This window comes from Paenibacillus sp. N3/727 (assembly GCF_022637315.1).
Classification (GTDB): domain Bacteria; phylum Bacillota; class Bacilli; order Paenibacillales; family Paenibacillaceae; genus Paenibacillus_AQ; species Paenibacillus_AQ uliginis.
Genome location: NZ_CP093336.1, coordinates 5,976,072 through 5,989,839, shown reverse-complemented (window position 1 = coordinate 5,989,839; position 13,768 = coordinate 5,976,072). Strand labels below are relative to the sequence as shown.

At 47.8% G+C, this 13,768-nt stretch carries 11 protein-coding genes; 5 read left to right on the top strand and 6 right to left on the bottom strand.

The genetic code is table 11. The features are described from left to right. Nucleotides 1-187: 187 nt before the first annotated feature. Nucleotides 188-1,576: a class II fumarate hydratase gene (gene fumC / locus MNQ98_RS27960; protein WP_241931096.1), complete on the top strand. Its 1,389-nt coding sequence runs from the start codon at nucleotides 188-190 to the stop codon at nucleotides 1,574-1,576. A 168-nt stretch (nucleotides 1,577-1,744) separates the two neighbouring features. Then, on the top strand, nucleotides 1,745-2,803 hold the full coding sequence (locus MNQ98_RS27955) for a hypothetical protein (protein WP_241931095.1): 1,059 nt from the start codon (nucleotides 1,745-1,747) through the stop codon (nucleotides 2,801-2,803). Between the two features lie 166 nt (nucleotides 2,804-2,969). On the opposite strand, the gene MNQ98_RS27950 is transcribed toward MNQ98_RS27955, so the two are convergent. The 3 genes from MNQ98_RS27950 to MNQ98_RS27940 form a co-directional block, all read right to left on the bottom strand. Next, entirely contained in the window at nucleotides 2,970-4,559 is a 1,590-nt protein-coding gene (locus MNQ98_RS27950; RefSeq protein ID WP_241931094.1) for a PTS sugar transporter, read from the bottom strand. A 169-nt stretch (nucleotides 4,560-4,728) separates the two neighbouring features. Then, nucleotides 4,729-6,003 carry a hemolysin family protein gene (locus tag MNQ98_RS27945; RefSeq protein ID WP_481856799.1) on the bottom strand — a complete coding sequence of 425 codons (1,275 nt, stop codon included), beginning with the start codon at nucleotides 6,001-6,003 and terminating at the stop codon, nucleotides 4,729-4,731. A gap of 122 nt (nucleotides 6,004-6,125) precedes the next feature. Beyond that, on the bottom strand, nucleotides 6,126-6,431 hold the full coding sequence (locus MNQ98_RS27940) for a hypothetical protein (RefSeq protein ID WP_241931092.1): 306 nt from the start codon (nucleotides 6,429-6,431) through the stop codon (nucleotides 6,126-6,128). Between the two features lie 272 nt (nucleotides 6,432-6,703). Between MNQ98_RS27940 and MNQ98_RS27935 the strand changes: the two genes are divergently transcribed. Further along, the gene (locus MNQ98_RS27935) at nucleotides 6,704-7,582 is read left to right on the top strand and encodes a GNAT family N-acetyltransferase (RefSeq protein ID WP_241931091.1); all 879 of its coding nucleotides are present in this window, start codon (nucleotides 6,704-6,706) and stop codon (nucleotides 7,580-7,582) included. Nucleotides 7,583-7,675: 93 nt separating this feature from the next. Here the strand turns inward: MNQ98_RS27935 and MNQ98_RS27930 are convergent, their stop codons facing one another. The 3 genes from MNQ98_RS27930 to MNQ98_RS27920 form a co-directional block, all read right to left on the bottom strand. Further along, nucleotides 7,676-9,541, bottom strand: coding sequence for an LTA synthase family protein (locus MNQ98_RS27930; RefSeq protein ID WP_241931090.1), 1,866 nt, complete (start codon nucleotides 9,539-9,541; stop codon nucleotides 7,676-7,678). 223 nt (nucleotides 9,542-9,764) lie between these two features. After that, complete coding sequence (locus MNQ98_RS27925; protein WP_241931089.1) at nucleotides 9,765-10,454, bottom strand: CidB/LrgB family autolysis modulator; 690 nt, start codon at nucleotides 10,452-10,454, stop codon at nucleotides 9,765-9,767. Then, nucleotides 10,451-10,822 (bottom strand): CidA/LrgA family protein, encoded by a 372-nt coding sequence (locus tag MNQ98_RS27920; RefSeq protein WP_241931088.1) that lies wholly within the window; start codon nucleotides 10,820-10,822, stop codon nucleotides 10,451-10,453. The genes MNQ98_RS27925 and MNQ98_RS27920 overlap by 4 nt, the downstream gene beginning before the upstream one ends. 128 nt (nucleotides 10,823-10,950) lie before the next feature. On the opposite strand from MNQ98_RS27920, the gene cidR reads away from it, so the two are divergent. Beyond that, nucleotides 10,951-11,841 carry a cidABC operon transcriptional activator CidR gene (gene cidR / locus MNQ98_RS27915; protein WP_241931087.1) on the top strand — a complete coding sequence of 297 codons (891 nt, stop codon included), beginning with the start codon at nucleotides 10,951-10,953 and terminating at the stop codon, nucleotides 11,839-11,841. Nucleotides 11,842-12,058: 217 nt separating this feature from the next. Next, on the top strand, nucleotides 12,059-13,660 hold the full coding sequence (locus tag MNQ98_RS27910; protein WP_241934060.1) for a catalase: 1,602 nt from the start codon (nucleotides 12,059-12,061) through the stop codon (nucleotides 13,658-13,660). Nucleotides 13,661-13,768: the final 108 nt, after the last annotated feature.

Here is a 13,768-nt window from a genome sequence, read left to right as displayed (position 1 = left end):
TGGGATAGCCAGAGGAAACTCTGGTTGATCCCAGCTCTTTTTTGTTTTATTCCCATGCCTTTTAGTACTTCAATATGTATTAGACTCATTTGACGCCCAACATTTTCCTTTCAACTACTAATTATGCGATAATAAGACAATATGGAATATAAAGCGTTTTAGATACATGCAGAGGAGGACAATGAAAATGGATTACCGTATTGAAAAAGATACCCTGGGCGAGATTAAGGTGCCTGCGGATAAGTTATGGGCAGCTCAAACCCAGCGCAGTTTCGAAAATTTCCGAATCGGCACGGAACGGATGCCGATGGAGATTATCCGGGCCTTCGCCATTCTGAAGAAGAGTGCAGCTATTGCCAATGCTAAGCTTGGCAAGATGGACCCAGATAAAGCGGCTGCCATTGCAGCAGCGGCGGATGAGATTTTGGCCGGGGAGCGGGATGAACATTTTCCGCTTGTCGTCTGGCAGACAGGTAGTGGCACCCAGTCCAACATGAATGTGAACGAAGTGATCGCAAGCCGTGGCAACCAGCTTCTGCAGAAAAAGGGGATAGCGCAATCCATCCACCCGAATGATGATGTCAATAAATCACAAAGCTCGAACGATACCTTTCCGACAGCCATGCATATGTCCGCGTTGATTGCAGTGGAGGAGCAAGTTCTTCCCGCTCTACAGCGGCTGAAGCATACGTTAGCGGTGAAGAGTGATGAATATAAGGATTTGATCAAAATCGGCCGCACCCACCTTCAAGATGCGACTCCACTGACGCTGGGACAGGAAATCAGCGGCTGGCACCGGATGCTGGAGAAGTGTGAGCTTATGATTGCTATGGCAATGGAGCCGCTGCGGGAGTTGGCAATCGGAGGTACAGCCGTCGGAACTGGGATTAACGCTCATCCGAGTTTCGGCGAAATGACAGCAACGGAGATTAGTGCCGAAACCGGCAAAAGCTTTTCTACTGCAAGTAACAAGTTCCATGCGTTGACAAGCCACGATGAGCTGGTGTTTGCGCATGGGGCGTTAAAGGCATTAGCCGCCGATCTGATGAAGATTGCGAACGATGTGCGCTGGCTGGCGAGCGGTCCCCGCTCAGGCATAGGTGAGTTGACCATTCCGGCGAACGAGCCGGGAAGTTCCATTATGCCGGGTAAAGTAAACCCGACACAGAGCGAAGCGCTGACGATGGTCGTCTGCCAGGTAATGGGCAATGATGCGGCCATCGGCTTTGCGGCAAGCCAGGGCAATTTTGAGCTGAACGTGTTCAAGCCGGTAATCATCTATAACTTCTTGCAGTCGGCACGTCTGCTGGGTGATGCGATGGATTCGTTCGACCGGAACTGTGCCGTAGGGATTGAAGCCAACCTGGACGTGATCCGTGGCAACATGGAGCGTTCACTTATGCTTGTCACCGCATTAAACCCTCACATCGGTTACGAGAATGCAGCGGCCATCGCCAAGAAGGCACACAAGGAAGGTTTGACACTACGGGAGGCGGCACTTGAGAGCGGTTTGCTCTCTGGTGAGGATTTTGACCGGATTGTCCGTCCTGAAGAAATGATCCGGCCGAAGGAGTAAACCGGATTCTCCATACTGGAAAGGGTAATGTAAGCAACAATATCCCATCGAGAGCCCATTTCACTACAGTGAAAATGGGTTCTTTGATTGTCTAGGGACCACTGGTATAATAAGGTTTGGAAAATGGAACATGATTTGTTAAGTTCTAAATAAAGGAAGGATGCTAAATTGAAAAAACATCAGTGGGTTGCTACACTACTCTCTCTGATCTGCACCGGTCTTGGTATGTTCTATATCGGTACGCCGGGTATGATTGTGGGCGGTACAATTCTTATGGCACTGCAGGGTGCCTCACTCTTCATTTTTTTTATGACGTTGGGATTTTTAGGACTAATCGTGGCTCCCGTCGCATTGGGAGTGCATATCGTTGGACTCATTATAACTGTGGTCTACTTCAATTACAGAACACCCAAGGATCCGTTTAAAGCTCAGAAGAGGCAGCGGCAGTTCTCCTCTCCATGGAAAATTGCGGTGCGGACGGTGATCGGTTTGGCTCTTTTTGTAGGGGCTGTTTATGGGGGATACACTACAGGGTCAGCACCTTTCACCAAGAGTGGTGCGGAGAAACGGGCAGTTCTGGAGGCGGCCGAGAGCTATCTGGAACAGAAATACAACGAATCCTTTAAGGTAACGGATGTGAGATACACCTGGGCGACGGGCACTTATTATTTGAAGGCACATCCAGAGCAAAATCCAGAGCAGGTTTTCAGACTTGAGAGCAATGACGACAATCCTCCAGAAATATCGAATGATAATTATTTGAATGAATTGTGGGCGCTTCAGCTCAAGGAAATCCTGACACCTTTGGTTGATGAGTTATATCAAAATACTGTAGTTCTAAGTACATGGGTGAACGTCGGTCATAACAAAACAGTTGAAAGAAATTATAATAATCTAATTAGTGAGAATGGAGCGGCGGTCGGCAGCCAGCACGTCAGCCTGACTGTATTTACAGAACTTACTGCAGATAATCTCTCAACAGAGCAGGAACGTGTGATGGAGCTGATACGGCGAATGCCGGAAGTGATGGTAGAAGGCGAGACCGGGATTCAAATTGACTATTATCCTTCTGATCTGAATACCCCTGGCAACGTGAAGAAGATTAACAAAGGTACGTTTGATGGAGATTTTAATGGTGGTAAGCAGACTCACATGCTCAGGGTCGATGATACTTCAGAAATTAAATCCGCCAATGACATTGAGATCAGAGATCTTAGTAAGGATTAGGTTTTTAAAGAAGACAGGAAATATTCCAAGCGTCTCATAACAGATAAAGGGGGTTCCCAGGTCAAAGGACCTTTTGGGAAACCCTCTTTTTATTGCAGTCAAGTTAGGTTTGATTGCGGCGCGGGGGATTATTGCGTGTCAGTGTCCTGACTCTGAACCACAAGGGCTACAAGCTTATGGTCTGTTTAGAGTCGCGGTATAGCGACATTTTATTGACTAAGAACGTAATCAGGAATGAACAGAGTAGGCTGGCCGCCATAGAGATCAGAAAGCCAGCTGTATTGTTCGAGGTTACTGGCCCGAGGAAGGAAGGGACATATGCGGTTCCTCTCACTTCGAACATGCCGACGAGCAGACCGCCGAGACCGGCGGAAGCAATGGCTCCGGCAAACACCAGCTTGTTCGAGAACATAAATGGATAGGCAGCTTCGACAAAGGTGCCGAAACCCATATTGATCGCAAAACCTGGGGCCGCAACAGCGGCTTCTCCCTTGTCACGCGGCGCGATGATGTTGGCTAATGTTATACCTGCGGAAACCATCACGAGGCCTACCATATCGACGGCTCCCAGAAAGCTGTTGCTTGTCCGTTCCATCTCCAACAGCACGATTGGCAGAATGGCAGCATGATAGACACCGCCGATAATAGCAGGCCAGATCAGAATACCTGCGATCAGACCAGCGAAGGCCGGACTCCAGGAGACAAGCGTCTCTATCAGGTAACGGATCGATTCCCCTGCAGCCAGGGCAACAGGAGCAATCAGGAAATAAACGAACAAGCCGGCAATGAGTCCGGATACTCCCCCGGCCACAATGTTGACGGTAGTAGCAGGGAATCGCCATTCCACACACTTGCGGAATACATAGTGAACGATCAGACCGGCACCGATACCGCCGATCATGCCCCCAATGATGCCTCCCTCAACGGAGAGAACGCCCGCGACAATGCCGGCGACAATGGAAACCTCATCAAGTTCTGAAATCTGCTTCGCGGCAATGACTGCAATGATAACCGGAAGTGCTTTAATCATCAGGTCAAATACAGCCGTAAGTAGGGATAAACCAGGGATTTTACTGGCCGCGAGTATCAATGCCATTCCGATAAAGCCAGGCAGCGAGGCCATCATGATTCCGCGGATATTGATTCGTTTCCAAGGCGAGGTGCCGGAAGCGGTACTGACAGCAGATACAGCCGCGCCGCCAATGACCGGACGATAAGGCATCCTCCAATGCTTGCAGAGTGACGTGACAAACGCGACGGCACGGGTACGGTTCGTCGTGCCAGTCGTACCGGATGCAGAAATGACCTGTACGCCCTTGGATTGAAGCATGGCCATCGAGGTGCCTCCGGTTCCCGTGACCGGCAGCTTGTGCCGTGTTGCTGCTTCAAATGCACGACGGTTGGTGTTCTCAGGATCAGCACTCATGACGATTATGCCTTCGATTTCACCGAGATCGATCTGTTCGGCGATTTCCTGGTCCAGCCGCTGAGCTGCCTGATTCACCTCTTTAAGAGTGCCCTCGGCAATGATGACTGGTGCTCCCTGAGAGATATTCCAGCTGTAAAGTGCGGCTCCTGTAGTATCTTTGGCTGAATCCATAGAAGTCTGTGCAGCGATAAACTGCAGCGCTATACACGTCAGCCCGGCGCTCTCCATTTGCAGTAATATTTCATCCAGCAGCTTTTGAGGTTCTTTTCCCCCAAGGTTATACAGGTTCCCCCCGCTGCTTCCAATAATTGCGATTTGTCGGTGCATTTCTATCGGCCTCCTATATCATCTGACCATAATATACTATATTACATTAGAGTTGCACTCTATTAAAGTGCTGAAATATAAAGTTTTCATATTTTTGTACCATTCAAAAAACGATGCCCTGTAGAGAAGGCTTCCTCTACAGGGCATCGTTATGTCTATTAGTTTGTGCTTATTTTCCAATCTCTTCAGTAACAGCAGCTTCGGCTTCCTGCTGTTCCGCTGTTTCTTTGAGAATTTGCAGCTTGGTATACCGGTGTGTTTTCTTCTCGAGAACCGTAAAGGTCAAGTCACGGTAGGTCCAGCTGTCACCTTTGACGAGCTCGGAGTTATGACCGTACAGCCATCCGCCGATCGTGTCGAGCTCATCTGTGTTCAGATCGCAGAGCAGCAGATCATTTACACGATTGATGGATACCTTTCCGTCTACGATAAGACGGTTCGGTTCCGGTTGAACCAGATCGCGTTCTTCATCGTCATCGAATTCATCGCGGATCTCTCCGACGATTTCCTCCAAAATGTCCTCAATCGTAATCATACCGGAGGTACCGCCATATTCATCAATCAAGACGGCCATATGCGTACCTTCCTGCTGCATTTTCTTTAGCAGTTTCTTGATCGGAATGGCTTCCGATACAGTCATGGCTGGGTGAATAAGTTTGGAAAGATCGATATTGGAATTATCATCGAACTCCAGGAAGAACTGCTTCGTGTTCACCATGCCGACAACCTGGTCCTTATCCCCGCGAACAACCGGGAATCGGGTATACTGTTCTCTTTTAATAATCTGCAGGTTAGCAGCAAGAGGTTTATCTACATAAAGGCATACCATATCGGTACGAGGCACCATAATTTCTTTAGCTAGCAAATCGTCAAAGGCAAAGATGTTGCTAACATAGCCATATTCGCTTTGGTTGATCTTACCGCTCTCATAGCTTTCGCTAAGGATCATCCGCAGTTCCTCTTCCGAGTGGGCTTCCTCATGCTCACTGGCCGGGTGAAGGCCGAAAATACGGACGAGGCCGTTCGCGGAGCCGTTCAAAAGCCAGATGAACGGATACATGATGCGGTAAAACCATATGATAGGTTTGGCTGTCATGAGTGTGACTTGCTCGGCTTTTTGGATAGCCCATGTCTTAGGAGCAAGCTCACCAATAACGACGTGAATATATGTCATAAAGATAAACGCAAACAAGAATGACATGGCTCCTGAGAGCTCGACAGGCAGTCCAATTGCGTCAAATATCGGGTGGAATATGGCCTCAAACGTGCTTTCGCCCAAATAACCGAGGCCGAGAGCTGTAATGGTAATACCCAGCTGACAGGCAGATAAATATCCGTCAAGATTGGTAATCACTTTTTTTGCAGCCAGAGAGTTTTTGCGTCCCTCAAGCACGAGTTGGTCGATTCGGCTGGTACGAATTTTTACAATGGCAAATTCCGTCATAACGAAAAACGCTGTAAAAGCAATAAGAAGTGCTACTAAAAATAAATTGAAGCCTATACTACTACCATCCAATCAAAACACATCCTTTTCTTTTCTGGTCCGAATTTGTTTTCAATAGCTTACTACAAAGCAAGATGCAAATATGCATTACCATCAACATAATTCGACCTGAATTTTAAAGGCTCGAGCAGCATGTGCTTTAAAATCAGAAAAATATGAGCAGTTTGTAGACTGAATTCGGTCAAACGGGTGGATATCAGATACATTTGGCGCGGTGCGGCAGACAGAATCCGTTCCGGTACGGGACCGGTCGGTATCGGAGCTGGTGCAACGCGATTGCTCTTAGCCAGTGCCAATTCCTGTGATGGAACAGCGGATTTGGATTTATCCTCCCCACTAATGGGAGTAAATGAAGCCAAAACACTCAAGCCAAGTGCCACATACACGAATCTGCTTATCCTTCGTATGGGGTCCAATTCGTATGTCTCACTCCTATTAACTTAATGGGCGTTACCTTGTATTAAACTTAAATATTGTCGTTTGACTATATTATTCGTAATATATTTATAAAAAGAAAAACCATGCTGAAAAAAAGGTATATGTTATCTATAATAAGAAAAAGTAAGTGCACATGTCAAATGGCGCCATACGGAGGGCTTCTAATCAGCCATTTTGGCATGAGGACGAAAAGGAGATTACGATGAACATTCATTTCAAACGAGCAAGTGAAATTCCCGTAGAAAAACTAGTGGATATTTGGAACGCGTCTTTTGAGGATTATCTGGTTGATATGAGTATGAGATTGAATCTGTTTATTAAACGCGCGGCATTTGAAGAGTTGGACCTCGAGGGTTCCGTTGTTATGTATGTAGATGAAGAGCCCGCTGGATTAACGATGAACGGTTACCGGAAGTATGGGGAAGAGTGGAAAGTGTGGAATGGGGGCACCGGTATCGTTAAATCCCGGCGAGGCCAGGGGTTGGGGCGGCATTTGATCGAAGCAAGCCTGAATACATACAGAACACGCGGTGTGAACACAGCTTTGCTAGAGGTTTTTGTACAAAATGAACCGGCTGTACGCCTCTATAAATCATGCGGCTACGAAGAATTTGAAAGACTTCGTTTCATGTCTTGTGCGGAAGATTTGGAAGCTTCCATATTCGGTAGTGATGATCAAGGATTTCGCTATAAGACAGGAGTTCCTGTGGAAGTCGGTGCTTTGGATTTCTATGATCATAGCGGCCCGTGGCAGACGCATTGGCAGAGTCTTAAGGGAGGGCAATCCTTGATTCTGTCGAATGGGCAGACCCCACTTGGATATGCTCTTTACCGTAATGACTTTGATGAGGTCGGCAAGCATGTGTCGGTAGTTGTAACGAATGTTGGCGTTCATCCGGATGTGGAGAACCCGGAAGATGTCTTGAAGGCGCTGCTTCGTTATGTGATGAAGCCGGAAGAGCAGGGGCTGAAGCGCCAGGCTAACCATGTGCGTTCGACCCGGCCACTTCTCGGTAACATTTTGGATCAGGCCGGATTTACAACTGGCTTTGAGCTGCTTCATATGAAGCAGGATATGTAAGTCCAAGCCGTACATCATCCTATTGCACAGGGTGACAAAAAACAAGGGGCGTCTCTACAGGTGACCAAGACCTTAGAGATGCCCCTTACTCTTTTATTTACTGCTGTGTTCTGGTAATCGCCGCAAGTAGCTATCCGATAGATGAAGCAGCTTAAGCGCCCGGTCAAACTCGTCTCTGGAAGCTTTTGTTGCCTCCTGCGAGGTGTGCGGCAACGGGTGGAGAGTGCCGTCCTCAAAAGTGTTGCCTGGCATAAACAAGGTTGTATTGTTAATGAACGTACCGGAAGGCAGATAATAACGTTCCGGCAGCAGGTTGTAATCCTTTTGGTTCAATAGATCCTGGCCAAAGTGCAGCTGATCATCTAGTGATACGCCAGTCAGGTTGGAGATCGTTGGTAAAATGTCCACCTGGCCGCCGATAGGTTCCATAACTTCAGGCTCGATATATCCTTCGCCATGGATCATAAGCGGAATGTTGATCATGTCAGCAGACACATAATCACGGCCGTATATTTCTTTCATAAGTTCTTTATCTTTATTATCCAATGAATAAATCGGCAGACCTAAATGGTCTCCGTATACGATGACGAGACTGTTGTCCCAGATGCCGTCTTTTTTGAGCTGCTCAATAAACTGGCCCAGTGCGTAGTCCGCGTAGTTCTGAGAGCGGATATAATCGCCTACAAAGGTCCCTTCATATCGCTCCGGCAGCGTCATCTTATGCTTGGATTCCGGAATCGTAAACGGATGATGGGCGGTCATGGAAATAACCTGAGCATAAAACGGATTGCCCGAATCGCTCATCTTTTTCAGCTGTTCCGCAGTTTTTGTATATAACACCTCATCGGAGGAGCCGAAAAATATTTTATCCGGCTCACCGAAGAAAGCTTTATCGTAATATTGATCAAACCCGAGTGCCTTATACATCTCACCGCGGTTCCAGAACTCTACAACATTCGTATGGAATGTAGCGGACTGATAGCCGTCCTTCTTCAGCATCTTAGGCAGGCTTGGCAGCTGCTTGTCCGCATAGTGCTGCGCGGCTGCTCCGCGCGGTGGGATATAAAAGGACGTATTTACAACAAATTCAGCATCGGACGTATTGCCTTGACCGACGTTTTGAAAGAAATTCGGGAAATAAAGGCTTTCATTGGCCAGCTTGTTCATAACCGGTGTAACTTCCTGACCGTCCAGTTTCAAATTTATTAAGAATTGTTGGAATGATTCCATCTGGATGATGATGACGTTCTTTCCTTGAGCAACCCCCTGATATGCGGGAGTGGATACGGGAGTAATTCCTTTTAGTTTATTGACTTCGTCCTGGTTAATGGACTTGGCGTCTGCCAGCTCCGTATCATCCTTCTGGAAGATGGTGTAGGCCTCATAATTGAGAATTCCCATCTCCTGTGCTTTGACAGTTTCATTCATGCTGGCACGGTTAGGGAGAATTTGGAACAGACAGATGACTAGGGAAATGACGAACATCGTCGACGCAAAGGAACGTCTCCCTTTTTTCGAATGTTTCTGTTTCCAGGTCTTGATCCGGTCGCTTCTCCAGAAGAGAACGAACAGCACGATAATGTCTGTGAAGATCAGCAGAAAATACGGGTCCATGAGTGAGAAAACACTGTTGCTGACTGCAGTCACCTGATTTACCTGCTCCAGAGCATGATAGGTTACGATGACACCGTAATATTTATAGTACATAATGGCTGCGAAAAAAATTGCGGTAAGGAGCAGGTTTACGGTCATGTAAGCTGCCATCTTGCGTTTGGAAGCGAACCATTCGATCAGGCTGAACACTAACCAGATGAAGGGGATCTCGGTAATAAGCGGACGCCAAGGTATTATATCATCAAAGATTACCATCCAAGCCAGGTAGCTTTTAAGCAGCATAATGACTGAGAAAAAAATAAATGGTCTTGTAATCGTTAACCGAAACCGGTTCGATGCGAACACCAGTACCGCCTTCCTTTCAAGCCGCAAGGGGGCTGATGGATACAACACAACCTCGCGTTTTCTTATAATTTTTGTAAAAGGATGAACAAAATCATTATGCCTTCTATTGCACATGGTTGTCAAAGACACAGGGCACACGTTCACGATTTCATCCAACAAAAATATAGATTAAACAAAAAAAACCGGCTTAAAAAGCCGGTGGAGGAAAACTTGTTGAATATGGTTAGAACAGAAATGACATTAAGATCGGTGCAGCACCGAGTGTGAACAGCGCGGCGAGTATCATGGAGATGCTTGAAATGGTCCCTGAAAGGGAACTGAACTCGAACGCTTTGGAGGTACCCGTACCGTGAGCACTTGTTCCAAACAAGATCCCGCGGGCGATATCGCCCTTGATCCTAAACACTTTCATAACGGACGGGCCGACCATGGAGCCGAGGATACCGGTCATAATGACGAATACGGCTGTCATGTTCGGAACACCACCAATCACTTGGGAAACGTTCATAGCAATCGGGGTGGTAATAGATCTCGGTACGAGGCTGGTCGTCAGAGAGCTGCTTAGATGCAACCATTTGGCAAAAAAGGCTGACGATATGATCGCCATAACCGATCCAGAGACGACACTGACCATGATCTCGGTCGCATGTTTTTTGAGTGTCTGAAAATTTTTATATAGGGGTACAGCAAAAGCTACCGTTGCCGGCTGCAGTAGATCGCTGAGCCACCCAGCTCCTTCGTTATAAGCTTCATAGGAAACCCCGGTCTGCGTCAAAATGATAATAATGGCGATTGGGGTGATCAGGAGTGGAGAAAAATACACTTTTGATTTTCGTTGATACAGCTTTTTAGCAGCCCAGTAAATAATTGCAGTTAGGGGTAGGCCAAACCATGCAAGCCAGGATAATGTCATGGGTTCTTCCGCTCCTTTCGTCTGGATATAAGTGTAGCCATCAACCCAGAGCTAACCATAACGGTTACCGTGCTAAGTAATACGACAGCGAGTATTTGAATCCCGTCGCTCTTCAGCATCGGGAAATAGTTCATGACACCAACAGCAGCCGGAATAAAGAACAGTAACAGTTCAGCAAGCAGCCAACTGGCTCCAAGCTCAATCCATTCCACGCGGATCACTTTGGTTTCAAGCAGAATAAACACGAGTGCAATACCTAAAATGCTGCCAGGTATGCTTAGATTAAGCAGTCCGGCCAGTTTATCCATGAGTATAGAGATAAGCATGAAACCGGCCACTTGGAGACTTCCTTTGATGATTTGTTTCACGACCGGTCTCTCCTTTCTTTTCATCGTTAATGAAAATTTTACAACAATAACTTTCATAGGTAAAATGCATATATCGAATCAATGTCATTCCATTTAGTAATACATGACATGTAGAGGAGGCTTTTGTTGTGGATATCCGGCATTTACAGTACTTTTTGGAAGTAGCACGTCTTCGCAGCTTTACTAAAGCAGCAGAGATGTTGTACATAACCCAACCGACGATCAGCAAGACGATTAAAAATATGGAGGATGAGTGGGGAGTTACCCTCTTTCATCGGCAGGGCAAGGGTATCGAGCTTACCGATGCGGGCCGGATTATGTATCAGCAGGCACAACAAATGGTTGAGGCCTTTCAGCGGGTTTCGGACGAGCTTGAGGATCTGATGAATTTGAAGCGGGGACATTTAAGAATCGGGCTGCCGCCAATGATCGGTTCCAGCTTTTTTCCGGAAGTGATCGGGCAGTTTCATCATAAGTACCCACAGATTACGATCCAGCTCATTGAGGATGGAGCCAAGAAAGTGGAAGCGGATGTGGAGAGCGGGCAGACCGACATTGGTGTTGCCGTGCTGCCGGTAAACGAGGAAGTGTTTCACTATTATTCGTTCATTCAGGAGAATTTACTTCTTCTGCTCCATCCGTCTCACCGGCTTGCAGGGCGTGATTCGGTTTCCCTTGTGGAGCTGGCGGATGAGCCCTTTGTATTGTTTCGAGAGGACTTTACACTGCATGACCGGATTATCCGGGAGTGCATCGGAGCGGGGTTTGAGCCGCATGTCGTATACGAAAGCTCGCAGTGGGATTTGATCAGCGGGATGGTTGCGGCCAACCTGGGCATTGCGTTGCTACCGGAGACGATATGCAGGGAAATCGATGCTTCGCGTGTCACGATCCTGCCATTAGATAACCCGTCCATACCATGGCAGCTCGGCATGGTGTGGCGCAAGGATCGGTACTTGTCCTTTGCCGCCAGAGAGTGGATTTCATTTACCCGCTCCCTACTTGGGGAGAATGGGTAAGAGGAAAGCTCAAAAAGCCTTCTAGCCTTCAATAGGCGGGGAGGCTTCTTTTGTTAATATGAGCATGAAAAACTGTAGTTGATGAGAATATCCAGATGTTCATACATTTTGATGTGGTGGATATAATATCCATAGTAAAGGACGTAGCGACGCGATTTATTTTGCAAAGGAGATGAATACAGTGACAGATCAGGATTATGCAGGAGGCGGTCGGCAGTTGGATCAGGAGCGTGAGAACTTTTCCCGGAATGCCGGGGAAACGGAGCAAGAGGATACACTGACAGACCGTCAGGGTCATCCGATTCATGATAACCAAAATGTGAGAACGGTCGGTAACCGTGGCCCTATGACACTGGAGAACTACCATTTTCTTGAGAAAATCACTCACTTCGACCGGGAGCGTATACCGGAGCGTGTCGTTCATGCTAGAGGTGCAGGCGCGCATGGCTATTTCGAGGCATATGGCAAAGCGGGTGATGAACCGGTATCCAAATATACCCGGGCAAAATTGTTCCAAACGCCGGGTAAGCGTACTCCGGTGTTTGTTCGTTTCTCAACCGTGGTTCATGGCTCGGGTTCTCCGGAGACGCTTCGCGATCCCCGCGGCTTTGCTGTAAAGTTCTATACGGAGGAAGGCAACTGGGATTTGGTGGGGAACAACCTGAAAATCTTTTTTATCCGCGATCCTTTGAAGTTCCCGGATATGGTGCATGCGTTCAAACCGGACCCAGTGTCGAACGTTCCCGGACCGGTCGGCATGTTCGACTTCGTCTCCCGATCTCCGGAAGCGACACATATGATTACATTTGTGTTCTCCCCTTGGGGGATTCCGGCGAACTACCGTCAAATGCAGGGCTCCGGTGTGAATACATATAAATGGGTGAATGCAGAAGGCACGGGAGTTCTTGTGAAGTATCACTGGGAGCCGCTTAAGCAGGGTATCAAGAACCTGACCCAGAAGGAAGCTAATGAAATTCAAGGGATGAACGACAGCCATGCGACACAGGACCTGTACGAGGCGATTGAGCGCGGTGATTATCCGGAATGGGAACTGTGCGTTCAAATTATGAGTGATGACGACCATCCGGAGCTGGAGTTTGATCCGCTGGATCCGACAAAGTTGTGGCCTGCCGATCAGTTCCCCTTCCTTAAAGTAGGGAAAATGGTGCTTGACCGTAATCCGGAAAATTATTACAACGAGGTGGAACAGGCCGCCTTCGGTACGGGTGTGTTGGTGGACGGACTGGACTTCTCGGACGACAAGCTGCTTCAGGGCCGAACGTTCTCCTATTCCGATACCCAGCGTCACCGGGTAGGGACAAATTATTTGCAACTGCCGATCAATGCTCCGAAAAAAAGGGTGGCGACGAACCAACGAGGCGGTCAAATGCAATATTTTGTAGATAAAGCACCGGGTCAAAGCCCACATGTGGATTACGAGCCGTCCATGACGGACGGTTTGAAGGAAGCACAGCAGACAGCGAAGCCGCATCAGCCGAACTATCATGCCAATCTCGTTCGCGAGAAGATTGACCGTCCGCTCGATTTTAAGCAGGCTGGAGATACGTATCGGGCATTCGAGAACTGGGAACGGGATGAACTGATCAGCAATCTGGTCGCTGCATTGATCCAGTGTGATACCCGCATTCAGGAGGGAATGGTGGAATACTTCACGAATGCGGATGAAGAATACGGAAGACGGGTAAGAGAAGGTCTCGATCAAGCCAAGAAGGATCGCGGCAGTGACGCTGGCGAGAGCATACGGGATGAAGCGGTGCAGGATGCCGAGAGAAAAAGTCACGGTGCTGATCCGTACTAAACAACAAAAGATGAACGCCGCTCGCAGATACGATGGTCGGGCGGCGTTTTTTCTTTGCTGAGAGCGGAGTTGAAGTGCTAATATATATATTCTAAGAAGCCTATTGAC